We start from the raw sequence: 25,584 nt of genomic DNA, 5'->3' as shown, positions 1-25,584 counted from the left end.
ATCGTCATCGTGCAGGAAGGGAATCCGTGGCGGTAACTACGCGAACCTTGGAGATTCCGGAGGGGATCGACCCGGTTCAGGTGCTGGGGCCGGAGGATGCAGTCATCGACAGGATCGAGCGTGCCTTTCCGGCCGTGTCCATTCTGGTTCGGGGCAACCGGATCATGCTGCGGGCCCAGGATCGGCAGGGCGATGTCCAGGCGGCACAGATCAGGGACCTGCTGTCAGAACTCATGCAGACCGCCGACCAAGTCCCTGTGGATGCCGATCAGGTGGGGCGAATACTGGACCACCGCCGTCTAGGGACCGCAGACGCTAACAATGGTTCACATCCGGTGGAGTCCGCCGATGCCGATTCGGCAGAAGAGCAGAAAATTACAGACAGCAATACCGCAGATCAAACCTTTGCAGACTGCAAAATCCAGGACCGCAATACGACAGACCATACTCACGTAGACCGCAATTATCGGAGGGCAGATATTGCAGAACCGGAGGGGGGCAGCCCCCTTGAAGATGCCGACCAGTCCCGTAAGATAGCAAGCTCGGCAGTTCGTCGCCGTCCCTTGACCCAGGCCGCCAAGGGTCCGATCAGGCCCAAGACCGCTGGCCAGTCAGCCTACGTGGCCGCCATCGAAACGCATACCATCACTTTCGGCATCGGTCCAGCCGGCACCGGCAAGACCTATCTTGCGGTAGCCAAGGCCGTTCAGGAATTCCGGGCTGGGCGCACCGGGCGCATAATTCTGACCCGGCCGGCCGTGGAGGCAGGGGAGAGCCTGGGATTCCTGCCTGGCACGCTTAATGAGAAGGTTGATCCCTACCTGCGACCCCTCTACGATGCCCTTGCCGATATGCTGGGGGCCACGCGTCTTCATCGTCTACTGGCCGATGAGACTATCGAAGTGGCCCCGCTTGCTTATATGCGCGGGCGCACGCTGAACGATGCCTTCGTCATTCTGGATGAGGCCCAGAACACCACTCGCAGGCAGATGAAGATGTTCCTGACCCGCTTGGGCTTCAACACCAAAATGGTCATCACCGGCGATGTCACCCAGGTGGATCTGGGCGGCCCCGCATCGGGTCTGGCCACCATAGAAGAGATTCTCCATGGCATCGACGATATCGCCTTCGTACATCTACAGGCGGCTGACGTGGTACGCAATAGGCTGGTCGGGCAGATTGTCCGGGCCTACGACCGCTCCGATCAGGCCCGCAGCCGGGGACGGGGGCAGGCATGAGCGTAGAAGTGACCAACGAGACCCAGTGGCTGATTGATGCCAAGACCTTCTCCGACCTGGGGGTATGGGTACTGGATCAGATGCGTGTGAGCACCCAGTCCGACATGACAATCCTCTTCAACGATCCCGAGCCCATGGCGGTGCTGCACGAGCGCTGGATGAACCTGGCGGGCCCAACCGATGTCATGAGCTTTCCCATGGACGAGCTGCGCCCAGGCGACGAGGACCATCGGCAGGAGGGCATCCTAGGGGATATAGTCATCTGTCCCTGGGTGGCGGCTCAACAGGCCCTGGCGGCAGGCCATTCCACCATGGAAGAGATGCTGCTGCTCGCTATCCATGGGACTCTGCACTTGCTGGGGTATGACCACGTCGGCAAGGAGCAGGAGGCGCAGATGTTCGGTCTGCAACGTCAGCTGCTGCTGACCTTCCTCGCTTTGCGTCAGGGACCCATCGCGGATGCCGGTCTGCCGGCCGGGGCCGTCAATGCTCTGGAGATCTATGAGCGGTTCGGTCGTGATGCCCACCAGAAAGGCGGATCCCATGAGTGAGCAGGCAATTGCCGCAATAGTGGTTTTGGCTCTAGTCGCCATCGCTTTGGTCGTTCTCTCCCTTGCACTGGCCGAGGCTCAAGGGGCGCTCAATCGTGTGACCCGATCCAGTCTCAACAATTTGATTTTGGGTCTGCAGACCGACCAGGAGCTCAGCCAGTTCTCCAGAATGAAGCGGATCGATCGGATTCATCGAGCCCAGAGTCTGATCTCCCAGCGGCAAGTGACGGGAAGTGCCTGCGCCTTTGTGCGCATCATCTGCGACATCATGGTCGGCGTCCTGGTGGCCTGCATGGCTGCTCTTGGCGGTCTATTCCTCTGGGAGCAGCTGCTGTGCGGGGTCGCCATGGCCATCCTGGTGGCTGCGGTCTCCGTCACCCTGGGTCCTCGTGGCCGTTCACGTCAGCCCATGGAAGCATTGCTCAAGCACGTTCGCCTGGTCGGGCTGGCTGTTCTCCTTACACCTTTCAAGCGTCGGCGGCAGGCTGAAGCCCGTTCCCGCAAAAACCATCGCGGCGACCTTTCCGACGACGAGGAGCTGGAGAAGATCCAGATCGAGCAGGGTCGAGCCATGGTCGATCAACTGGTGGAGGCCGGCGCCTTCGATCCCGAGATCTCTGAGATGCTGAAGAACGTGTTGACCCTGTCGACCACGCTGACACGCGAAATCATGGTTCCCCGCACCGACATGATCTGCATCTCCAAGGACGCCAGTCTGGATTCGGCCCTGAAGCTCTTCTCTAGATCGGGATTCTCCCGCATTCCCGCCATTGGGGACGACGTGGATGATCTGGTCGGCATCGTCTACTTGAAGGATGTTGTCCGTGCCATAGCCTTCAATCACAGAGGCGACAGATCAGTCGCTTCCATTATCCGTCGGCCCGTTCTGGTTCCAGAATCCAAGCCAGTGGACGATCTCTTTCACTACATGCAGCGCTCCCGCCACCACTTGGCCGTGGTTGTGGACGAGTATGGAGGCATCGCTGGCCTGGTCACCATTGAAGATGCCATTGAGCAGATTGTGGGCGAGCTGGAGGATGAGCACGACCGGGTCCAGCATGATGAACCCAAGCAGATCGGTACGCACACCTGGCAGCTGCCGGTCCGCACGCCCATTGCCGACTTGGAGGAGCTCTACGAGATCACCATTGACGAGGATGATGTGGATACGGTCTATGGTCTGCTGACCAAGCTGCTTGGCTCAGTGCCCGTCTCTGGCTCATCGGCGGTGACGCGCGGAATCAGGCTGACCGCTGGCGAAGCCGTGGGCCGCCGCAAGAAGATTGCCACTATTGTGGTAGAGCCAGCCAATGGATCCAGCATCGCTCTGGAGGACGGTGCGGAGCAAGAAGACGAGAAAGCCGACGGGGATCAACCCGTGCAGGACAGTCAGGAGAATTCATGACCGAGGAAGAACAGAGCGGGGCCAAGGCGCCGGTCCATCGATCGGGGTTCGTGGCGGTAGTGGGCCGACCCAATGTGGGCAAGTCCACGCTCATGAACGCTCTGGTGGGCAGGCCCATTGCCATTGCTTCCTCAAGGCCGGAGACTACCCGCAAGGCCATCCGGGGAATCATGACCCGTCCCGAGGCTCAGGTGGTCCTGGTGGATACGCCAGGCATTCACCGTCCGCGTACCCTGTTGGGTCAGCGGCTCAACGACGTGGTGGAATCCTCCCTGTCGGACGTGGATGCCATTGCCTTTTTGCTGCCGGCCGACCAGGCCATCGGCCCAGGCGATCGTCGCATTCTTAGCCGACTGCGCTCCGAATTCGCCCGCAAGGACAAGGATGGCAAGTGGCTTTGGCGGAGGCCGCTTATTGCCCTAGTGACCAAGATTGACCAGCTGAACAAGGGCCGGCTGGTGGACAAGCTCCTGGAGATCAGCGCCTTTGCTGATTTCTCGCAGATCGTTCCGGTCAGTGCCTTGGAGTCCGACAACGTGGACGAGGTGGCACAGGTGCTGATCGACGCTATGCCTGAGGGCCCTCAGCTCTACCCTGACGACCAGCTGACTGAGGAGCGTCCCGAGGATATGATCGCCGAAATGGTCCGAGGAGCCTACCTGGAGGAGCTTGATGACGAGCTGCCGCACTCCCTGGCTGTTCGCGTGGAGTCCATCGACCCGGATCCAGAGGGCGGGCGGGACACGATTCATATAGGCATTTATGTAGAGCGCGACTCCCAAAAACCTATCGTCATCGGGCGCGGGGCTGAACATCTGGTGCGGGTGAAGAAGAAGCTGCGCACCGCCGTCAACCGAACCATGGGCCGCAAGGTCCGGTTGGATCTGCACGTCAAAGTGGCTCGCAACTGGCAGACCGACCCCAGGCAGCTGGAGCGCCTGGGGTTCTGATCTTGTTCAGCGGCGAGGTGTCGGTGTGCGCTTGGCCGTGTACATTCGAGTATTCAGCAGGTCGGCGTAGCGCTCGATGACCTTGGGCCGGATCACCTTCATAGAAGGTGTCATCAGCCCATTGTCCTGGGTGAACTCCTCGGGCAGAATGATGAATTTGCGCACCGACTCGGCCCGGGAGACGCCCTCGTTGGCCCTGTCCACATATTCCTGGACCTCGGCCCGTACCACGGCGTTCTGCGCCGCCTCCTGCAGGGACATGTTGCGATCCAGCCCCTTGGAGGCCAGCCAGGGTCGCAGGGCGGACTCGTTGAGGGTGACCAGAGCCGAAATGAAGGGGCGCTTGTCACCCAGAACCAGGGCCTGGGAGACGATCTCGGAACGCTCGATGACCTCCTCAATGGGCCTTGGGGAGACGTTCTTGCCGCCAGCCGTGATGATCAGGTCCTTCTTGCGCCCGGTCAGGAAGAGGAATCCGTCACGGGATAGCCGTCCCAGGTCGCCTGTGGCGTACCAGCCGTCCTCGGTGAAGGAATCACGGGTAGCCTCATCGTTCTTGTGGTACCGGTGGAATACGCAGATTCCCTTGATCTGCACCTCGCCGTCTGAGGCGATGCGGATAGTGAATCCCGGGAAGGGGATGCCCACTGAGCCTCTGTGGTAGGGGGTACCAAGAGGGTTGAATGCGCAGGGTGCGGTAGTCTCGGTCAGACCGTAGCCCTCATAGACCGGAACATTGGAGCCGCGGAAGAACCCCAGCAGCTCCGGGTCCAGGGGAGCGCCTCCGGAGACGATCCACTTGGCCCTCCCGCCCAGGACCTGACGCAGAGAAGAGTACACCAGCGGGTCGTAGAGAGCACGCCGCAGGGCGCTGCGCCTGGTCGGCCAGCCCTGACGGGAGATGTCCTCCATGTAGGTGCGTGCTGCTTTGGCGGCACCGTTGAAGATTCTGCCCTTGATGCCGTGACCAGCCTTCTGGGAAGCGGCGTTGTAGACCTTTTCGAATACCCTGGGCACGCCGATGATGACCGTAGGCTTGGACTCCTGCAGGTCGGACAGCAGAGTGGCCAGTCCGGAGGAGATGTATACGTGCATAGTCCCGTACACGACCCCGTAGCTGATAGCCCGAGCAAAGGTGTGGGCCTGGGGCAGGAAGAGCAGGATGGATCCATTTGGGTCATGGGTCAGATTGGGGATGAAGGCGTTCAGGTTTCTGGCCAGTTGACAATAATGCTCATGAGTCATCTCCACGCCCTTGGGCGCTGCTGTGGAACCGGAGGTGTAAACGATGGAGCAGAGGTCGGTCTTGCGAATGGAGTTGATCCGCTCGTCGAGCTCGGCATCGCTGACCGATTCTCCGTAAGCCTGAAGCTCCTGCAGAGCCCCGGATTCCAGACAGGCGATGCGCTCCAGGGTTGGGCACTCCTTGTCTGCTCCCTCGGCCTTGGCTCGCATCTCGCTGGTCTGCACCACCAGCAGCCTGGCATCGGAGTTGTTGACGATGAATCGTATCTGCTCAGCTGAATCGGTGTCGTAGATGGTGGCGATGACCCCGCCGATGGATAGTACGGCGGCGTCCACGATGTCCCACTCGTAGCTGGTCCTGCACATGAAGGCGACTGCATCGCCCTTCTGTAGCCCGTAGTGCATGAAGCCCTTGGCGGTGGTCCTGATGTCATGCAGAATCTCTCGGCCGGTACGGTAAGTCCAGCTCCCGTTCTCCATGAAGTGCAGGACCGGCTGGTCTGGGGTGCGACGGGCTCGGTCGGCGTAGATGTCGTAGACAGTCATCTCGTCAGGCACCGGTCCCATGCCGGCAGTAGTGGCTGATAGCAGACCGGATGTCGGATCCATGCGCGTGGTGGTCGCGTAGTCGGCCGACCAGAAATGCGTGTTGGGCAGAGCGAGAGACTCCTCGGCGGTCCGGGGCGCGCCCTGTGACGGATCTGCATTCTCCTCGCCAGTCGGTCCCTCCCCATGACCCACCTGGTGTGCCACAAAAGATTTGACCGATGCTAGTAACGACACGTTGTCTCCTTCAATAATCGCGGGATATGTCCAGAATAGCCGCCTACTTGGAGAAGGACGGTCCCGGTGCTAAAGTAGGCACGTTGCTTTGGCGAGGGAGGCCTTCACGGTCTCCGTTATCGACTCGGCTGGATCATCGGCGGCCTTTCCTTTTGGGCGGTCCGGAATCCGACGCGGCGATGCGCCAGGACCGGCCCAGGTCGGTCTTGTAGGTACCACTCAAGAAAGGAAGCCAGCATGGCTAACACCATTAAGCTCGAGGGCGAAGTTCGCGACCAATTCGGCAAGGGGGCGGCACGCCGCATGCGCGTGGCCCAGCAGATCCCCGCCACCATATACGCTGGCGGCGCCCAGCCAGACTACATCAAGCTGCCCATGCGCGAGACCACGCTGGCCCTGCGTCGTGCCAACGCTCTCTTCTCCATTAGCTTTGGCGGGCAGACCAAGACGGCCGTGGTCAAGGATGTGCAGCGCAACCCGGTCAAGCGCCAGGTGGAGCACATCGACTTCTATGAGGTTCGCGCCGGAGAGAAGGTCACCGTGGAAGTGCCTGTCTTCGTCAGCGGCGAGACCAAGGGTGCTGCCGTGGCCCTGATCGACACCCAGAACCTGCAGGTCCGGGCCGATGTGTCCAACCTGCCCGAGCGCATCGATATCAGTGTCGAAGGCCTGTCCGAGGGCGACAAGATTCTGGCCAAGGACATCAAGCTGCCCGAGGGCTCCGAGTTGATCATCGACGACATGGAGGACTCCATCGTCTCTGTCGAGATCCCCAAGGAGGAGAGCCTGGAGACCCCCGCCGAGGAAACCGAACAGACCGATGCGGAAGCTGCTCCGGAGGCCGACGACCAGAGCGAGTGAACCCGGAGGTTCGATCTGCGAAGGCCATGGGATCATCACGATCCTGTGGCCTTTTTGTCTAAGACGGTCACTATGCGAAATCCGCTGAACAGGTCAAGGCCTGCCTATGCGATAGTTCGGGTACCGGGCATCGCCACAAGCATCGCACCCGAGCAACCAAATACAGTAGCAAGAAGAAGTGGTAGATAATGGCAGAGCAATCACATCATGACCCGAAGGCACTCAATGAGTTGGCGGACGCTTTCAAGGTCATTCCCAACGATCATCCCGCCTCTGACGAGGAGCGTGCCCGGCTGATCGACAAGCCTGCATTCGGTCAGCTCTTCTCAGACAACATGACCCATATGGCATGGACTTCGGATGACGGCTGGAAGGATCGCAGGGTTGAGCCCTATGGACCGCTCAGTCTGGATCCGGGAGCCTCGGTGCTTCACTACGCCCAGGAGGCCTTTGAGGGACTCAAGGCCTACTACCACGAAGACGGCTCCATCTGGCTCTTCCGTCCCGATGCCAATGCTCAGCGCTTCTACAACTCAGCCAAGCGCCTGGCCCTGCCCCCGCTTGATCCGAAGGACTTCCTAGGGTCGGTCGCAGCCCTGGTTCGTCGTGACGCGGCCTGGGTGCCCAAGCGGCGCGAGTACACGCTCTATATGCGTCCTTACATGTTCGCATCTGAACCCTTCCTGGGCGTGCGCGCCCCGCATGCGGTGGACTATTGCGTCATCGCCTCGCCCTCGGGACCCTACTTCGCCGGCGGCGTCAAGCCGGTCAGCATCTGGGTGGAGGACAAGTGGTTCCGCACCGGCCCCGGTGGCACCGGATTCGCCAAGTGCGGCGGCAACTATGCGGCCTCCCTGCTTGGCGAGAACCGTGGGGCCGAGCATGGCTGCGAGCAGGTTTGCTTCGTCGATGCTGCCACCAAGACCTACCTGGAGGAGCTGGGCGGCATGAACATGTTCACCGTCCACAAGGACGGACACTTGGAGACCCCTAGCCTGACCGGAACCATTCTGCCGGGCGTCACCCGCAACTCCCTGATCGCTTTGGCTCAGGACCACGGCAGGGATGTGGTGGAGACCATGATCCGTCTGGATACGCTGCTGGACGATATCCGTTCGGGCGAGGTCACCGAGGTGTTCGCCTGCGGAACCGCCGCCATCATCACTCCCATCGGGCGCTTCAAGTCCGAGAACTTCGACGTTCAGGTGGCGGACGGCGGTTCAGGCAAGGTCACCATGGACCTGCGCAACGAGCTCTTGGGCATCCAGCTGGGCGAGATCGAAGACCCGCACGACTGGATGTGGAAGGTCTGCTGAGCGCTGACCTCATTCCTGTCTGACAGATCCTACAACGAAGGCGGCTCCGGGCGGTACTCGCCCTGAGCCGTTTTCATTCATATTTGTGGCCTTGGGCACATGACCGGCCTGTTCAACTGCGGGGTTGGCTAATCTATGAACAGACTTGAGTGCGAGACGATTCCGGGAGGAGAAGCAGGGGATGAAGACCGCCTTGGAGGGGAATCTGATCTTCATGGTCATCGAGTACCTTGGCATCTTCAGCTGCGGACTTTCGGGTGGCCTGGCTGCTGTGCGCAAGGGCTACGACATCATCGCCATCCTGCTCGTCTCCTGGATCAGCGCTCTGGGAGGCGGTGTGGTCCGCGATGTTCTGCTGGGCCAGGTGCCGCCTAGCGGCATCACCGACAAGGGCTCGGTCATTGTCACGCTGGCCTCGGGCCTGGTAGTGGCTGTCGCCCATCCTGAAATCAGCAGGATGACCTGGTCTATGCTGGTCACCGATGCCATGGCTTTGGGATCCTTCGCGGTCAACGGGACCTCCAAGGCGCTGATGAGCGGAACCGGGGGCATGACGGCCATCTTCATGGGCATGGCCACGGCCCTGGTCGGGGGCCTGCTGCGAGATATCCTTCTCAACCAGGTGCCTGCGATCATTCAGGACCAGCACTGGTATGCCCTGCCTTCCTTGATCGGCTGTCTGCTGACATTGGCCTCCACGCGCGCCCAACAGCACGGGTTCTATCCGGTTCGGGTCGACATGGCCTTGGACCTGGCCATTGTGGCCCTGGTGGTCGTCCTGCGCATCATCTCGGTGAAATTCGACATCCTGGTGCCTGGGGCGGTTGATCGCCGCTTGGCTCGGCTGCCGCTCAGCGATGCCCAGCTGGCCAGGGCTATCCGTCATCTGATGCGTGGCCGGTCGAACATCAGCGTCACCATCAAGCACACCGACGAGGACCCAGCAGGGGAGTCGGATACCAAAAAGGGCCGGTGATCCAAGCGCTTGGATCACCGGCCCCCATGGGGCATCCGACTCAGAGGGCGTTAACGGCGCTGGCCAGACCGGATTTGCGGTTGGCAGCCTGGTTGCGGTGGATCACACCCTTGCCTGCGGCCTTGTCCAGACGACGGGCAGCCACTTGGTAGGCAGCCTGAGCGGCCTCCTTGTCACCTGCATCTACGGCCTTGCGCACGGAACGCACGGAGGTCTTGATCGCGCTCTTGACCTCCTTGTTGCGCAGGTGCGCCTTTTCGTTGGTGATGACCCGCTTCTTCTGCGACTTGATGTTTGCCAATGTTGCTCCAAACGATGAATGTATCTGTACAGACAACCCACCATAGTAGCACTCGACCGGGAGAAGAATCCGCCAGAGGCGGGCGCTTCGGCCCAGGGCATCGTCTAGAATCGTTAGACCAGACGTACGTGAGGAGAGCAGACCGGTGCAGGACGCCATGAACCAACCAGGATTCACCGACCAATCGCTGATCCGCAACTTCTGCATCATCGCCCACATCGATCACGGCAAATCCACGGTGGCCGACCGGATCCTACAGTTGAGCGGGATCGTGCCCAAGCGCGAGATGCACGACCGGTTCCTGGACAGGATGGACATCGAGCAGGAGCGCGGCATCACCATCAAGTCCCAGGCCGTTCGGCTGCCCTGGATCAAGGACGGTGTCGAATACACCCTGGGCATGATTGACACCCCCGGCCATGTGGACTTCACTTACGAAGTCTCCCGGGCCCTGGAAGCCTGCGAGGGGGCGGTTCTGCTGGTGGACGCCACCCAGGGCATCGAAGCGCAGACCCTCTCCAACCTCTACATGGCCCTGGAGGATGACCTGACCATCATCCCCGTCCTCAACAAGATCGACCTGCCTTCGGCTGAGCCGGACAAGCATGCCGAAGAGATCGCCAGCCTGATCGGCTGCTCCGCGGATGATGTGCTGCGAGTGTCAGGCAAGACTGGCCAGGGAATCCGTGAGCTGGTGGATCGTATCGTGGACCAGATACCGGCTCCCAAGGGAGACCCCAAGGCCTCGGCTCGGGCCCTGATCTTCGATTCGGTCTACGACTCCTACCGGGGAATCGTCACCTACATCAGGATGGTGGACGGCGAGCTCAAGGAGCGCCAGAAGATTCGCATGATGGGCCGGGGGACCGTGCACGACCCTATCGAGCTGGGCGTGATCAGCCCGGACATGACCCCCACCAAGGCCCTTGGTGCCGGTGAGGTCGGCTACGTGATCACGGGCGTCAAGGATGTCAGCCAGTCCAAAGTGGGTGACACGGTCACCACTGAGGCCAATCCGGCCAAGGAGCCCTTGCCTGGCTACCAGGACCCCCAGCCCATGGTCTATTCCGGGCTCTTCCCCATTGACAACGCCCAGTTCCCTGAGCTGCGCGATGCCCTGGACAAGCTCAAGCTCAACGATGCCGCTCTGGTTTACGAGCCGGAGACCTCGGTGGCCCTGGGCTTCGGCTTCCGCTGCGGGTTCCTGGGACTGCTGCACATGGAGATCGTCACCGAGCGCCTGAGCAGGGAGTTCGGCATGGACCTGATCGCCACGGCCCCCAATGTCACCTACCAGGTGACCATGGAGGACGGCGGCGAGCACACGGTGACCAACCCCAGCGAGTTCCCCGATGGCAAGGTTCGTCAGATTCTTGAGCCGGTGGTCAGCGCCGACATCATCACTCCCAAGGAGTTCATCGGACCGGTCATGGAGCTCTGCCAGGACCATCGCGGACAGATGGGGACCATGGAGTACCTGAGCCCCGAGCGCGTCGAGATGCACTACAGGATGCCCCTGGCTGAGATCGTCTTCGACTTCTTCGATCAGCTGAAGAGCCGGACCAAGGGCTACGCCAGCCTGGACTACCAGCCCGACGGGACCCAGTCCGCTGACTTGGTCAAGGTGGACATTCTTATCCAGGGGGAGAAGATCGATGCCTTCTCGGCTATCGTCCACAAGGACAAAGCCTATGCCTACGGGGTGATGATGACCAAGAAGCTGCGCAAGCTGATTCCGCGCCAGCAGTTCGAGATCCCCATCCAGGCGGCCATAGGGTCCCGGATCATCGCCCGGGAGACCATCAGCGCCTTGCGCAAGGACGTGCTGGCCAAGTGCTACGGGGGCGACATCACCCGCAAGCGCAAGCTGCTGGAGAAGCAGAAGGCCGGCAAGAAGCGCATGAAGATGCTGGGTCGCGTCGAAGTGCCACAGGAGGCCTTCATCGCTGCCCTGAGCACGGGCCAGGCCCAGGATCGGGACACCAAGGACAAGATCCGGGCCGCCGCCAGGAAGGAGGGCTGAACGGGTGGGATCCTACCAGGTCTACATCCATGTACCCTTCTGCATGCGCCGCTGCGGCTACTGCGACTTCAACACCTATACGGCCAGCGACCTGGGCGGGGGCGCCAGCCGGGAGCACTACGCCGACCTGGCCATCCAGGAGATGCGTATGGTTCGGGACTGGCAGACCTCCCGAGGGCTGATAGAGCCGCCCGTGTCCACTATCTTCTTCGGCGGAGGCACCCCGACTATTCTGCCCGCCCAGGATCTGGTGCGCATGGTCGAGGCTGTAGCCGATCTCTGGGGGCTTTCCCCCGAGGCCGAGGTCACCACCGAAGCCAACCCCGACACCGTGGATCGGGCCTACCTGGAGCAATTGCTCCAAGGTGGCATCAACCGCGTCTCCTTCGGCATGCAGTCAGCGGTGCCCAGCGTCCTGTCCACCTTGGACCGCACCCATACCCCGGCTAATGTGACTACTAATGTGGCCGCTGCCAAGGACTTGGGTCTCAGAGCCAGCGTGGATCTGATTTACGGTACGCCAGGGGAGAGGCTTGAGGATTGGCGAGCCAGCCTGCAGGCGGCCCTGGACCTTGGGGTGGACCATGTCTCCGCCTATGCCCTGACCCTTGAACCCGCCACCAAGATGGGCCGCGCCGTACGCCAGGGTCAACTGCCCGCCCCCGATGACGATGACGAGGCTGCCAAATACGAGATGGCCGACGACATGCTCTCCCAGGCGGGCCTGTACTGGTATGAGATCTCCAACTGGGCCCGTCCCGGCCAGGAGAGCCGCCACAACCTGGGTTACTGGCACAACGTGGACTGGGCTGGCATAGGGCCCGGCGCCCATTCCCATTATCGGAGTCTGGAGGCCCAGAAGACAGGCATGGCACAGGTGGAAGAAGCCTGGGAGCAAACGCCCATGCCGTCCATTTCGCCTGGGTTCAGGGCCACAGGAAAAGTAGCAGCGGAAGATGTCGATCCTGGGGCGCGCTGGTGGCTTTCGCCCGAACCGGGTCCGGGGGAGCGGCATGCCCGGGCTATTCGCTCCTGGGACATCGCCCACCCTAGGGACTGGGCCGCTGCCATGGATGCCGGACGGGTCCCCTGGCAGGATGCCGAGCTTCTGGGTTGGAGGCAGGACCTGGAGGAGACGGTCATGCTGGCCCTGCGTCTTCCTGAAGGTCTTCAGCTGGATAGGCTGACCAGGCTGGCTGGTCGTCCGGCTGACCAGAAAATTCTTAAAGAGCTGGCCGATCAGGGACTCCTGCTGCCCGTAGATAGCAGAATCCAAGTGACCCGCCGGGGCCGTCTGCTCAACGATCTGGTCATCGATCAGGTCCTGGAGGCTGTCGGAATTCGTTAAATACTGCGGAACGTTACACAGATGTCACCTGTGGATGGATTATTCTGTTGATTCACCAATGACCAGGCTCTTCAAGGGTGGAGCATGTTGGCCCTGCCCGCGTCCACGAATGAGGTGATTGCGGTGTCATTCACAGCCCCTCTCGATCTGCATGTCCATGGCCCCCAAGGGCTTTATGACCCTGACACGGAACACGATGCCTGCGGTTTTGGCATGGTGGCCACCCTCAACAGACGGGATGAAAGACTGATCGTCGAGCAGGGCATCCGCGTCCTGGTCAATTTGGATCATCGCGGGGCTGTGGGAGCAGAGCCGAATACCGGTGACGGGGCCGGCATCATGCTCTCCATGCCTGACGAGTTCATGCGCAACCGTGTCTGCCGGAATCTGCCAGAAGCCGGTCGCTATCTGGCGGGTATGGCCTTCCTTGATAGGGATCCGGCGCAGGCTGCCAGCCAGGAGGAGGCCATCGCCTCGATTGCGGGTCAGGAGGGGCTGCGAGTCCTGGCCTGGCGGTCAGTGCCCACCAACCCGGACGGACTGGGTCTGCAGGCTCTGGCCTCTATGCCTCGGTTCCTCATGCCCATCATGTGCGACGCCGGGCCGGATGGCCGCGGAGGGCTGAAGCTGGAGCGGCTGGGCTACCGGGTCCGCAAGCGGGCCGAGCACGAATTGGGCGTCTACTTTGCATCCCTGTCCTGCCGTACGATCACCTACAAGGGCATGCTGACCACCAAGCAGCTGCAGGGCTTCTTTCCTGATCTGAGCGATCCGGCCATGAAGGCCCGCCTGGCCATCGTCCATTCACGATTCTCGACTAACACCTTCCCCTCCTGGCCCCTGGCCCAGCCCTTCAGGATGATCGCCCACAACGGGGAGATCAACACCATTGAGGGCAACCGCAACTGGATGTCAGCTCGCGAGGGAAAGCTGAGCTCGGAGCTTCTCGGCGACATGGCCCCGCTGTTGCCGGTCAACACCCCTGGTGCTTCCGACTCGGGCACTTTCGACGAGACGCTGGAGCTGCTCCATCTGGCCGGACGGTCCTTGCCCCATGCCGTCTCCATGATGATGCCTCCGGCCTGGCAGCAGGATCCGGACATGGACCCGGACCTCAAGGCCTTCTACCAGTACAACGACACCCTGATCGAGCCTTGGGACGGTCCGGCGGCCATCGTCTTCACGGACGGAACCCTGGTGGGCGCACAGCTGGACCGCAATGGCCTGCGTCCAGGCCGCTGGCAGCTGACCGATGACGGCCACCTGGTCCTGGCCTCGGAGGCCGGCGTTCTAGAGGATACGCCCCAGGAGTCCATCGTCGCCAAGGGCAGACTGGAGCCAGGACGGATGTTCCTGGCGGACACCGAAGAGGGACGGATAGTGCCTGACAGCGAGATCAAGCACCAGCTGGCCAGTCTGCACCCCTATAGGAAGTGGGTTTCCGAACGTACCGTCCGCCTGGACGACCTGCCCGAGCGCGAGCATGTCAACTACTCGCGCATCTCGGTTCACCGCAGACAGCAGGCCTTCGGCTACACACGGGAGGATCTGACCATGCTGCTGGGGCCCATGGCTGAAACCGGCAGTGAACCGATCGGGTCCATGGGCAATGATGCGCCCATCGCTGTGCTCTCACGCCGGTCCCGCATGCTCTTCGACTACTTCACCCAGAAATTCGCCCAGGTCACCAATCCGCCCTTGGACTGGGAGCGCGAAGAACTGGTGACCAGCATCGCCTCGGCCATCGGCCCTGAACCCAACCTTCTGGAGGACATTCCGGAGCATGCTTGGAAGATTCACATCGACCTGCCTGTGGTGGACTCCGTCCAGATGGCTCAGATCAAGCGTCTGGACCGGGCTCCGATCCTGGAAGGCCGCTTCCGCCCCCGTCTGATTCGTGGCCTCTACCAGGTGGCCGGCGGGGGCAAGGCCCTTGAGGAGCGTCTGGAAGCCATCGAAGGAGAGGTGGATCAGGCCATCGAAGAGGGCTGCAACGTGCTTGTTCTGTCCGACCGGGACTCCAACCACATCTGGGGACCCATACCCTCCCTGCTACTGACCGGGGCCGTCCAGCATCACCTGCTGCGTCGGCACACACGCACTCAGGTTTCCCTGGCGGTGGAAGCTGGTGACGTGCGTGAGGTCCATCATGTGGCCCTGCTGATTGCCTACGGCGCAGCCTGCGTTAACCCCTACCTGGCTCTTGAGTCTGTGGAGAATCTGGCTAACCACGGGGACCTGCACGTCGATGCCCAGAAAGCCTCCGACAATCTGGTCCGGGCCCTGAGCACCGGGGTCCTGAAGATCATGAGCAAGATGGGCGTCAGCACGATTATGTCCTACCGTGGCTCACAGCTCTTCGAGGCCGTCGGGTTGAGCCAAGAGGTCATCGACCGCTGGTTCACCGGCACCACCTCCCTGGTGGGCGGCATAGGACTGGATGAGATCGCCGCCGAGGTGGCCCAGCGCCATCGGGTTGCTTACCCCATTGAATGGACCGCAGGCTCGGGGCATGATCTGGAGACAGGAGGCAACTATCACTGGCGGCGCACCGGTGAGGATCACCTTAATGACCCCGAGTCCATCTTTCTGCTCCAACAGTCCACTAAGCGTGGCGACTACGGACTTTTCAGGGCCTATACGGACCATGTGAACGCAGCGGCCAAGAACGGCATGACCCTGCGAGGCCTTATGGAGCTGCACTCCGACAGGGCGCCTATTCCGCTGGATCAGGTTGAGGCCGCCAAGTCCATCGTCACTCGCTTCTCCACCGGAGCCATGAGTTACGGGTCCATCTCCCAGGAGGCCCATGAGACCATGGCCTTGGCTATGAATCGGCTCGGAGCCAGGTCCAACTCGGGAGAGGGGGGCGAGTCCCCGGATAGGATTGCAGATCCTGCCAGGACCAGCCGTATCAAGCAGGTGGCCTCGGCCCGATTCGGGGTGACCAGTGATTACTTGGTCTCGGCCACCGACCTACAGATCAAGCTGGCTCAAGGAGCCAAGCCTGGCGAGGGTGGGCACCTTCCCGGCGCCAAGGTCCCGCCCTGGATCGCCCAGGTCAGACGGTCTACACCCGGAGTCGAGCTCATATCGCCTCCGCCCCACCATGACATCTATTCCATCGAGGATCTGAAGCAGCTCATCCATGACCTGAAGATGGCCAACCCGCGGGCTCGCATCCACGTCAAGCTGGTTTCCGAGCACGGGGTGGGAACCGTGGCCGCAGGCGTGGCCAAATGCCATGCCGACGTGGTCCTCATCTCCGGCCAGGACGGTGGAACGGGAGCAGCCCCGCTCAATGCAATCAAGCACGCAGGAACCCCGTGGGAACTGGGCCTGGCTGAAACCCAGCAGACCTTGGTCATGAACGACCTGCGCTCGCGAATCGTCGTCCAGTGCGACGGGGAGCTCAAGACCGGCCGCGACGTGGTCATAGCCGCCCTCTTGGGGGCTGAGGAGTTCGGCTTCGCCACTACGGCACTTCAGGTTGAGGGCTGCGTCATGATGCGGGCCTGCCACAAGAACACTTGCCCTCAGGGCATAGCCACCCAGGATCCGGAGTTGCGCTCGCGCTTTACCGGTCGGCCCGAGGATCTGGTCAACTTCTTCATGTTCATGGCCCGCCAGGTGCGGGAGATCCTGGCATCCTTGGGCTTCGCCAGCCTGGAGGAAGCGGTCGGCCACGTGGAGTGCCTGCGCAGGGACCCCTCCGTGCACACCTGGAAGAGCCAGGGCATTGACCTGGATGCCATCCTGCGCAAGCCAGGACCCACTCCCGGCACCGTACTGCACCATACCCAAGACCAGGACCACGAACTAGACAAGTCCCTGGATGCGGACCTGATCAATCAGGCTGTTGATGCCTTGGATGAGGGCCGACCGGTAGCCATCAAGACGACCGTGCGCAACGTCAACCGGAGCGTGGGCACCATGCTGGGCTACAGGATCACTCGCAAATACGGCGCAGCCGGCCTGCCGCCGAACACCGTGGACATCACGCTGACAGGTTCTGCCGGACAGTCCCTGGGCGCCTTCATCCCCAAAGGCGAGACCATTCAGGTGGTCGGCGAAGCCAACGACTATGCAGGCAAGGGATTATCCGGCGGTCGTCTGGTTCTCCATGCTGCCCAAGGCGTGCGCTTCGACCCGCATAAGACTGTCATCTGCGGCAATGTGGCAGGATTCGGTGCCACCTCGGGCGATATGTTCGTGGCTGGACGGGCCGGGGAGCGTTTTGCCGTACGCAACGGGGGCGGCCGCTTCGTGGTAGAGGGCCTGGGCGACCACGGCTGCGAGTATATGACCGGCGGCCTGGTGGTTGTTCTGGGTCCCACCGGGCGCAACTTCGGTGCAGGCTTCTCGGGAGGGGACGTCTACCTGCTGGATATGGATACCTCCCGACTCAATCCTGAAGCCTGGAATGACGGCTCTCTGCTGGCCCTGGAGCCCAATCAGGACGAGGCGGCCATGCTTAAGGAACTGGTAGCCGAGCATGTCCGACTGACCGGCTCAACCGCGGCAGCTGCCCTGCTTGAGGACTGGCCGAGCGCACTTGCCCGGTTCACTCATCTGGTCCCTCGTCGTTATCGGGCCATGAAGAAGGCCATGGAAGAGGCCGAACGCGAGCAGGTCGACTTCAACGAGCCCGGCGTCTGGGACACCACCTACGCCCAGGTCATGGAAGGAGCGCACTGACATGGTCGATCCCAAGGGATTCCTCAAGGTACGCACCAGGCACGAACTCGCCGAGCGTCCGGTCGCTGAACGTCTCAAGGACTGGCGCGACGTACACCAGTCCTCTGGCCCTGGGCCCTGGACCGCCGAGCAGGCTGCCCGCTGCATGGACTGCGGCACCCCTTTCTGCATGACCGGCTGTCCTCTAGGCAACCTGATCCCCGAGTTCAACGATCTGCTGTCCCGGGGACGCTGGGAGGAGGCCTACGAACGGCTGAGCCTGACCAACAACTTTCCGGAGTTCACCGGAAGGATCTGCCCGGCTCCATGCGAGTCCTCCTGCGTGCTCTCCATCCATCAGCCGGCCACTACCATCAAGCTGGACGAGCAGACCATCATCGACCAGGCCTGGTCCCTGGGCCTGGTCAAGCCTCGACCGCCACAACGGCTGACCGACATGACCGTGGCTGTGGTCGGATCCGGTCCTGCAGGGCTGGCCTGCGCCCAGCAGCTGACCCGGGCTGGGCACACGGTGGTGGTCTACGAGCGCGCCGATGCCATAGGTGGGCTCCTGCGTTATGGCATTCCCGCCTTCAAGCTGGAGAAGTCTCTGTTGGACCGCCGGCTGGAACAGATGGAAGCCGAGGGGACCCGATTCCGCACGGGTGTCGAGGTGGGCAGAGACCTTGGATGGGACCAGCTGCGGTCCCGTTATGACGCCCTGGTGGTGGCCATCGGCTCCACCGAACCCCGGCGCGTGGATCTGCCCGGACGGGATTTGCAGGGGATCCACTACGCCATGGACTTCCTGCCCGATCCCACCCGTAAGCTCATGGGCCGTGAGCCCATCAACAACATCAATGCTGCTGGCAAGGACGTCATCATCATCGGCGGCGGCGACACTGGGTCAGACTGCCTGGGCACGGCACTTCGCGAGGGCGCCAAATCGGTTACCATCCTGCAGATCCGGCCCCGGGAACCCTCTTCCAGGCCTGATAACCGGCCCTGGCCAACCTACGCCCGGCTCTATAATCCCACCTCCTCAATGGAGGAGGGCGGCCATTACGAGTATGCGGTGGACAGCCTGGAGTATCTGGGTGACGAAGTCGATGACCGAATCAGCCTGAACCAGACCAGCGCCCCTACCGGCTTCGACCGGGACCATGAAGGACAGGTGCGCGGCGTTCGCGTGGTGGACGTCAGTCGTGACGATCAAGACCGAATCATTCTCCATCCTGACACCGAGCGGGTCCTGCCTGCCGACCTGGTGCTGATCAGCATTGGCTTCGCGCATCCAGAGACGGCCACCCTGACCGGACAGACCGGCGTAGGGCTGGACGGGCGTGGCAATGTGGCCCGGAATACTGACTACGCGACCGACCGCGACGGCATCTTCGTGTGCGGCGATGCCGGACGTGGTCAGTCCCTGGTGGTCTGGGCTCTGGCCGAGGGTCGCTCCTGCGCTGCGGCAGTTGACCGGTATCTGACAGGCGCCACCGAATTGCCCGCCCCCATCCGAGCCGATGAGCGCGCAATGACCCTGCCAGCGGCCGACCGGCGCCCACGCTAATATGAAAAGGTATGGTGCCGATCGAAGGGATGGAGGCAGTGGGATATGACCAACCGCGCTGAACGTAGGGCGCAGGCCAAGCGGAGCCGCCGTGGCGGCAGCGACGACCGGAGGATGACCGCCAAGGGCAGGGCCGGAGTGATGGACGAACGGGCCTTGCAGGAGCGCTCCCGTCGGCTGGAGGCCGGCCAGGGCGCTGAATGGAAGCCCACTGGGCACGCCGATAACCTGGTGCAGAAGGGCTCGGTGGACCCCAACGACCGCAATCCCCGTCTGCTCAGAGCTCCTAGCGGCGTGCGTCAATGGCTGCGAATCCTGGTCTGGGCCATGATCATCTGCTCCGGCCTGGCTTTCCTGGTCTGCATGTGGCTGCCCCATGTTCCCATTTGGGCCACCATCGCCATCGCGGCGGTCTTCTGCCTGGGCGTGCTGGGGCTCTTCCTAGTCGGCGGCAACCGGGACAATTCCCGTCTGGACTCATACGGAACGGCTCTGTGAGCATGACCCAAAGCGTGGCAGAAAAGCAGGCTGTGCTCATGCAGCATGTGGGATTCCGCAGGCAGGGCCGGGTCATTCTCGACGATGTGAACCTTGAGGTGGGCTCCGGGCAGAAGTGGGTGCTTTTCGGGCCCAACGGCGTGGGCAAATCCACCCTTGTAGCCATGATGAGCACACGAGGCTTTCCCAGCACTGGCAGTGTAGAGATCCTGGGCAATCGGCTGGGCAAGGTGAACGTTTTCTCATACCGGCATCGAATAGGGCTGGCATCGGCCGGCCTGGCCAAGACCATCAGCCCCCAGGAGGATCCCTACGACGTAGTGCTCACTGCCTTCAGCGACACCACAGGACGCTGGAGGGAGACCTTCACACCTGATCAGGAGGAGGCCACCCTGGCTCTGATGGACCGGTTCGGCATCGCCTACCTCAAGGGCAAGCGCATGTACCGACTCTCCGAGGGGGAGCGCGGCAGGGTGCTGATATGCCGGGCCCTGATGGCCGATCCCGACCTGCTTATCCTGGACGAACCGACCACCGGTCTGGACCTGGGCGGCCGGGAGCTGGTGCTCAGAGCCTTAAGCGACATCGGCAGGGAGGACAGGGACCGCACGGTCATCCTGGTTACCCACCGGCTTGAGGAGATCCCCCTCGGCTTCGATCGGATAGCCATGATGGGTCGACGTCCTGTCGACACTGCAGATACAGGCGATCCGGATCCTGGCACTATCGTCTACCAGGGTCCGCTGGAGGGAGGACTGACCGGTCCACGCTTGAGCGCGCTCTTCGGTCTGGACCTGACTGTGGTTCACCGCGACGGACGCTGGGGTGCCTTCGCCGTCTGAACGCCACTGGCCATCGTCGTTCTGACACGCCCGTATCAGCTCAAGGAATAGCAAATTCGTTTACCAAGGCGCGGGTATAGACTGTGGTGGTTTGTCTGTCCGGAGACCGCGGCAGACCCGTATGCGTGAAGGATGTTGACGTGATCAAGATATGGACCCGCTATTTGCGGCCGTACTGGGTTCAGGTGGCCGTTCTGGTGCTCTTTCAGGTGGCGCAGACGGCCTTGAACCTTTACCTGCCCAACCTGCAGGCGGACATCATCGACAAGGGCGTGGCTGTAGGCGACCAGGATGCCATCTACAGGATCGGCTGGCAGATGATGGGGATCACCGCCGTCCAGATCGTGGCCAACGTGGTCGCTGTATACTGCGCCACGCGGCTGGCCATGAGGATGGGTTACGAGCTGCGCAGGGATCTGTTCGCCTCAGTCGAAGGTTTCAGCCTTAATGAGATTGAGCGCTTTTCGGCGGGTTCCCTAATCACCCGGACCACCAACGACGTCCAGCAGATGCAGATGACCACCATGCAGACCCTGATGATCATTCTGCAGGCTCCGGTCATGCTGATCGGCGGACTGATACTCGCTTTGCGCCAGGATGGCCCCCTGACCTGGTCTCTAGCGGTGATCGTCCCACTGATCCTCCTGGTGGCATTGGTGCTTATGGGCAGGATGGGACCCCTGTTCACACGACTGCAGAACATGCTGGATTCCGTCAACCGCCTGGTCCGTGAGCAGATCTCCGGGGTGCGTGTCATCCGTGCCTTCGTCCGCGAGAAGACCGAAGCGTCTCGCTTCGACAAGGCCAACCGCGACGTATACGGCGTCCTGATCTCCACCGGTCGGTTGATGAGCATGATGGTGCCGCTCATGTGGTTCCTGCTGAACATGTCCAACGTGGCCATCATGTGGTTCGGCGGCCGCCGCATCGACTCCGGAGCCATGCAGATAGGCGCCCTGCAGGCCTTCATTCAGTACCTGATGATCATCCTGTCGGGCCTGATGATGGCTGCAATGATGTCGGTGATGCTGCCTAGGGCCGCTGTGGCCGCTCGAAGGATCAACGAGGTCCTGGAGGCCACTAGCGAGATCGCCGCTCCCGCGCATCCCTACCGCAATGAACACCCTCAGGGCCTGCTGGAGTTCAAGCATGTGGACTTCAGCTATCCGGGCGCCCAGGATCCGGTCCTTTCGGATATCTCTTTCACAGCACGTCCGGGGACGACTACGGCCATCATCGGGGCAACGGGATCAGGCAAGTCCACCATCATCCGACTGGCCAACCGCATGTTCGACGTCACCGACGGCCAGGTTCTCGTGGACGGCCATGACGTGCGCGAGTACGACCCCGACCAGCTGGCCCTGATCTTCGGGCCAGTCCCGCAGAAAGCCACACTCTTCACCGGCACCATCCGCGACAATATGCATTATGGTGATCCCGACGCCGGCGATGACCGCATCTGGGAAGCCCTGCGCATCGCCCAGGCCGAGGACTTCGTGCGAGAGATTCCCGAGGGCCTGGACGCTCGTGTGGCCGAGGGCGGCACCAACTTCTCCGGCGGGCAGAAGCAGCGGCTCTGCATGGCCAGGGCCATCCTGCGCAACCCCCGCATCTACACCTTTGACGACTCCTTCTCCGCGCTGGATATGACCACCGACCGCGCACTGCATGAGGCCCTGGTGCCAGTCACCCGCCAAGCCACACAAATCGTCGTGGCCCAGAGGGCGGCATCCATCCGTCAGGCCGACCAGATTCTGGTTTTGGACCGAGGCCGCATCGTCGGCCGGGGCACCCACGACCAGCTCATGGAGGACTGCGCTACTTATCAGGAGATCGTCCAGTCCCAGGGCGGGCAGGGTCCCGATGTGGAAGAGCTCAGCATTGACGAGGGGAGGGCCGAGTAGATGGCTAAGAACTTGAGCACAAATACAGGCTCGCAGGCCGTGGGCGGCCGTCGCCACACCGTGGGCCGGCTGGTCCATTATCTGCTGGCCAGTCCCTGGAGGGTCATCGTCATGGTCCTATCCGGCATGACCGCCGTGGCCATGATCGTCATCGGCCCCAAGGTCATGGGCGAGGCCACCAACGTCCTCTTCGAGGGGCTGCTAGGGTCCATGCTGGTCAAGATGGGCGCCAAGCCAGGCACTCCCAAGCAGGCTGTGGTCGTCTACCTGCAATCCCGCGGGCAGGACAAGTTCGCCCGGATGATCGACTCCATGAACGTCCAGGTGGGTGTCGGCATCGACTGGGGGCGCTTCGGCACCATCCTCATGTTCGTCATCGGCATCTACCTGATCTCCATCCTGGTCAGGCTGGTGCAGAACTTCCTGATGACCCGGCTGGTCTCCGACGCTGTCTACACCATGCGCAGGCAGATCGAGGACAAGCTGGACCGGCTACCCCTGCAGTACTTCGACCGGACCCCGCGCGGCGAGGTCATGAGCCGGACCACCAACGACATCGACAACATCTCAGGCACCCTGCAACAGATCCTGGGCGAGCTGCTCTTCTCGGTCTTCTCCATCATCGGTGCCTTCATCATGATGCTGACCATCTCGCCTCTGCTGACCCTGATCGCTTTCATCATCATCCCGGTCATGGCCCTGTGCGCGGGCATTATCCTCAAGAAGACCCAGCCTCAGTTCACCCGTCAGTGGATCCGCACCGGCCAGGTCAACAGCCATGTGGAGGAGATGTTCTCCGGCCATATGGTGGTCCGGGCCTTCGGACACCAACGCAAGGCCGAGGAAGAGTTCGAAGAGCGCAACCAGGAGCTCTACCAGGCCAGCTTCAAGGCCTCATTCTTCTCGGCCCTGGTTACGCCCATGTCAACCTTCTTCGGCAACCTGAGCTTCGTGATCGTGGTCATCATCGGCGGCGTCCACGTGCTCAACGGCAGCATGAGCCTGGGCGGCCTGCAGGCCTTCACCCAGTACACCCGTCAGGCCTCACAGCCAATCGGGCAGCTGGCTTCCATGGGCACCATGCTCCAGTCCTCCCTGGCCTCCTGCCGCAGGGTCTTCGACTTCCTGGACGAGGCCGAGGAGGTGCCGGACATCGAACATCCCGACCATCTGGGTCAGGAGACCGAAGGCAAGGTCGAGGGACATGTCCGCTTCGACCACGTCCGCTTCTCCTACGATCCGGCCGAGCCGTTGATCAAGGACCTGTCCATCGAGGCCAAGCCCGGGCAGACCATCGCCATTGTCGGTCCCACCGGGGCAGGCAAGACCACCCTGGTCAACCTGCTCATGCGCTTCTACGAGATCCAGGGCGGACGCATCACCATCGATGGCGTGGACACCTCCAAGGTGACCCGCCACGATCTGCGCAGCCACTTCGGCATGGTCCTGCAGGACACCTGGCTCTTTGACGGGACCGTCCGCGACAACCTGCTCTACGGTCTGGACGAGGGGCAGACGATCCCTGACCAGACCATGATCAAGGGCGCCAAGGCCACCCACGTGGACGAGTTCATCCGCAAGCTGCCCCAGGGCTACGACACCGTGCTCAATGAGGACAGCAGCGAGCTCAGCCAGGGCGAACGCCAGCTGATGACCATCTGCCGGGCCTTCCTGTCCGACCCGGACATCCTGATCCTGGACGAGGCGACATCCTCGGTGGACACCAGGACCGAGCTGCTGGTCCAGCAGGCCATGAACACCCTGCGCAAGGGCAGGACCTCCTTCGTCATCGCGCACCGGCTGTCCACCATCCGCGATGCCGACCTGATCCTGGTGGTCAACCACGGCTCGGTGGTCGAGCAGGGCACCCACGACCAGCTGCTGGACCGCGGCGGCGCCTATGCCTCCCTCTACAACTCCCAGTTCACCAAGGGCGAGGAGGGCTGAGCAGGCATGAGCTTTCGACGCGGTCCGCTGAGCGTAGGGGAGCGGGTCCAGCTGACTGATCGGCGTGGCCGCAAGCTGACGGTCATGCTGGAACCAGGAGGCCTGACCCAGACTGACCACGGCCTTCTGCCGCATGAAGCCATGATCGGAGTGCCTGAGGGATCAGTAGTGGTGACCATCTCGGCTGACAAGTGGCGTCAAATACGTACCAAGCAGGATGCTGGCACAGACACAGAGGCGCATGATAGGTCCAAGCCTTGGAAATCCTCACGACGGGTAGGAGGGTGGGCCTTCACTGTCATGCGCCCGCGGCTTGAGGACTACATTCTCTCAATGCCTCGCGGCGCCCAGATCATGTACCCCAAGGATGTGTCTAGGGTCATTCTTCTGGGCGACATCCGTCCTGGCATGAGGGTCTTGGAGTCGGGAGCAGGCTCAGGGGCCATGAGTCTGGGCCTGCTGGATGCCATTGGTACGGAAGGAAAACTGACCAGTATCGAGCGGCGGGAGGAGTTCGCCCGGGTGGCCATGGGCAATGCCACGGTTTTCTTTGGTCAGCGCCCTGCCCGGTGGGACCTGCGTACTGGCGATTTCGACACTGTTGCAGCCGATCTGCCCGAGGACGAGTTCGACCGTATCGTTCTGGACATGCTGGACCCCTGGAACCGTTTGGAGCAGGTTTATCGTGTCATGGCCCCTGGCGGCCTGCTGACCGCCTACATCACCACTACCACTCAGCTCAGCCGACTAGCCGAGGCTCTGCGCGCCGACGGCCGATGGACCGAGCCTGAGATCATGGAGAGTCTGGAGCGCTCCTGGAAGGCCGATGGTCTGGCGGTCCGACCTGAACATGAGATGATTGGGCACACCGGCTTCCTTTTGACCAGCAGGGCCATGGCTCCCGGCCAGCAGGCTCTCCGCAAGCATATCCGGGCCACCAAGGACTACCAGACTGACGTGGATCAAAACCGGCAGCCTTCCCAGATCAGCGGCAACAATCGCGAGCGCAAGATGGAGGACCTGGAAGAACTTGAGGATCTGGAGCTGCGCCGGGTCTCCGATCGCAAGCTGCGCAAGGTGTTGCGTGATCTGGACCATCAGGTGCGCACTCTGGAAGGCGGCAAGGAGCCAGAAATCTGATCGCCTATG

18 protein-coding genes are annotated in these 25,584 nt (G+C 62.0%); 16 read left to right on the top strand and 2 right to left on the bottom strand.

Annotated features, from left to right (window positions below):
• The first annotated feature begins 26 nt into the window (after positions 1–26).
• From DKK75_RS08335 to era, 4 genes are read left to right on the top strand one after another with little or no spacing between them, the layout of a single operon-like run.
• Complete coding sequence (locus DKK75_RS08335; protein ID WP_110452143.1) at positions 27–1,238, top strand: PhoH family protein; 1,212 nt, start codon at positions 27–29, stop codon at positions 1,236–1,238.
• Positions 1,235–1,789 (top strand): rRNA maturation RNase YbeY, encoded by a 555-nt coding sequence (gene ybeY / locus DKK75_RS03950; RefSeq protein ID WP_110452142.1) that lies wholly within the window; start codon positions 1,235–1,237, stop codon positions 1,787–1,789. The genes DKK75_RS08335 and ybeY overlap by 4 nt, the downstream gene beginning before the upstream one ends.
• Entirely contained in the window at positions 1,782–3,194 is a 1,413-nt protein-coding gene (locus DKK75_RS03945; RefSeq protein WP_110452141.1) for a hemolysin family protein, read from the top strand. The genes ybeY and DKK75_RS03945 overlap by 8 nt, the downstream gene beginning before the upstream one ends.
• Positions 3,191–4,144 carry a GTPase Era gene (gene era, locus DKK75_RS03940; protein ID WP_110452140.1) on the top strand — a complete coding sequence of 318 codons (954 nt, stop codon included), beginning with the start codon at positions 3,191–3,193 and terminating at the stop codon, positions 4,142–4,144. The genes DKK75_RS03945 and era overlap by 4 nt, the downstream gene beginning before the upstream one ends.
• 6 nt (positions 4,145–4,150) lie before the next feature.
• On the opposite strand, the gene DKK75_RS03935 is transcribed toward era, so the two are convergent.
• The gene (locus tag DKK75_RS03935) at positions 4,151–6,142 is read right to left on the bottom strand and encodes an AMP-dependent synthetase/ligase (protein WP_375315000.1); all 1,992 of its coding nucleotides are present in this window, start codon (positions 6,140–6,142) and stop codon (positions 4,151–4,153) included.
• 267 nt (positions 6,143–6,409) lie between these two features.
• Between DKK75_RS03935 and DKK75_RS03930 the strand changes: the two genes are divergently transcribed.
• The 3 genes from DKK75_RS03930 (at position 6,410) to DKK75_RS03920 (ending at position 9,325) form a co-directional block, all read left to right on the top strand.
• Positions 6,410–7,033: a 50S ribosomal protein L25/general stress protein Ctc gene (locus DKK75_RS03930; RefSeq protein ID WP_110452138.1), complete on the top strand. Its 624-nt coding sequence runs from the start codon at positions 6,410–6,412 to the stop codon at positions 7,031–7,033.
• Positions 7,034–7,221: 188 nt separating this feature from the next.
• The gene (locus DKK75_RS03925; protein WP_110452137.1) at positions 7,222–8,349 is read left to right on the top strand and encodes a branched-chain amino acid aminotransferase; all 1,128 of its coding nucleotides are present in this window, start codon (positions 7,222–7,224) and stop codon (positions 8,347–8,349) included.
• 181 nt (positions 8,350–8,530) lie between these two features.
• On the top strand, positions 8,531–9,325 hold the full coding sequence (locus DKK75_RS03920) for a trimeric intracellular cation channel family protein (protein ID WP_110452136.1): 795 nt from the start codon (positions 8,531–8,533) through the stop codon (positions 9,323–9,325).
• Between the two features lie 40 nt (positions 9,326–9,365).
• Here DKK75_RS03920 and rpsT read toward each other — a convergent pair whose 3' ends face one another.
• Complete coding sequence (gene rpsT, locus DKK75_RS03915; protein WP_110452135.1) at positions 9,366–9,626, bottom strand: 30S ribosomal protein S20; 261 nt, start codon at positions 9,624–9,626, stop codon at positions 9,366–9,368.
• Positions 9,627–9,783: 157 nt separating this feature from the next.
• Here rpsT and lepA point away from each other — a divergent pair, with 157 nt between their 5' ends.
• From lepA to DKK75_RS03870, 9 genes are all read left to right on the top strand, one after another.
• Positions 9,784–11,649 carry a translation elongation factor 4 gene (gene lepA / locus DKK75_RS03910; protein WP_110452303.1) on the top strand — a complete coding sequence of 622 codons (1,866 nt, stop codon included), beginning with the start codon at positions 9,784–9,786 and terminating at the stop codon, positions 11,647–11,649.
• Positions 11,650–11,653: 4 nt separating this feature from the next.
• Positions 11,654–12,997 (top strand): radical SAM family heme chaperone HemW, encoded by a 1,344-nt coding sequence (hemW, locus tag DKK75_RS03905; RefSeq protein WP_110452134.1) that lies wholly within the window; start codon positions 11,654–11,656, stop codon positions 12,995–12,997.
• Between the two features lie 123 nt (positions 12,998–13,120).
• The gene (gltB, locus tag DKK75_RS03900) at positions 13,121–17,695 is read left to right on the top strand and encodes a glutamate synthase large subunit (RefSeq protein WP_181414441.1); all 4,575 of its coding nucleotides are present in this window, start codon (positions 13,121–13,123) and stop codon (positions 17,693–17,695) included.
• Between the two features lies 1 nt (position 17,696).
• Entirely contained in the window at positions 17,697–19,244 is a 1,548-nt protein-coding gene (locus DKK75_RS03895; RefSeq protein ID WP_110452132.1) for a glutamate synthase subunit beta, read from the top strand.
• Between the two features lie 45 nt (positions 19,245–19,289).
• A complete protein-coding gene (locus DKK75_RS03890) occupies positions 19,290–19,742 on the top strand; it encodes a tripartite tricarboxylate transporter TctB family protein (protein ID WP_110452131.1) in 453 nt (150 codons plus the stop codon).
• A gap of 2 nt (positions 19,743–19,744) precedes the next feature.
• Positions 19,745–20,584 (top strand): ABC transporter ATP-binding protein, encoded by an 840-nt coding sequence (locus DKK75_RS03885; protein WP_110452130.1) that lies wholly within the window; start codon positions 19,745–19,747, stop codon positions 20,582–20,584.
• Positions 20,585–20,724: 140 nt separating this feature from the next.
• Positions 20,725–22,488, top strand: a complete 1,764-nt coding sequence (locus tag DKK75_RS03880) for an ABC transporter ATP-binding protein (RefSeq protein WP_110452129.1) — start codon at positions 20,725–20,727, stop codon at positions 22,486–22,488.
• A gap of 12 nt (positions 22,489–22,500) precedes the next feature.
• Positions 22,501–24,435 (top strand): ABC transporter ATP-binding protein, encoded by a 1,935-nt coding sequence (locus DKK75_RS03875; RefSeq protein WP_258333143.1) that lies wholly within the window; start codon positions 22,501–22,503, stop codon positions 24,433–24,435.
• 6 nt (positions 24,436–24,441) lie between these two features.
• A complete protein-coding gene (locus DKK75_RS03870) occupies positions 24,442–25,575 on the top strand; it encodes a tRNA (adenine-N1)-methyltransferase (RefSeq protein ID WP_110452127.1) in 1,134 nt (377 codons plus the stop codon).
• The last annotated feature ends 9 nt before the right edge of the window (positions 25,576–25,584 follow it).

Origin of the sequence: Bifidobacterium asteroides, assembly GCF_003202695.1 — a bacterium.
GTDB classification, from domain to species: Bacteria; Actinomycetota; Actinomycetes; order Actinomycetales; family Bifidobacteriaceae; genus Bombiscardovia; species Bombiscardovia asteroides_G.
Note: the sequence above shows the minus strand (reverse complement) of the source record. Positions and strands in the feature narration are given on the sequence as shown.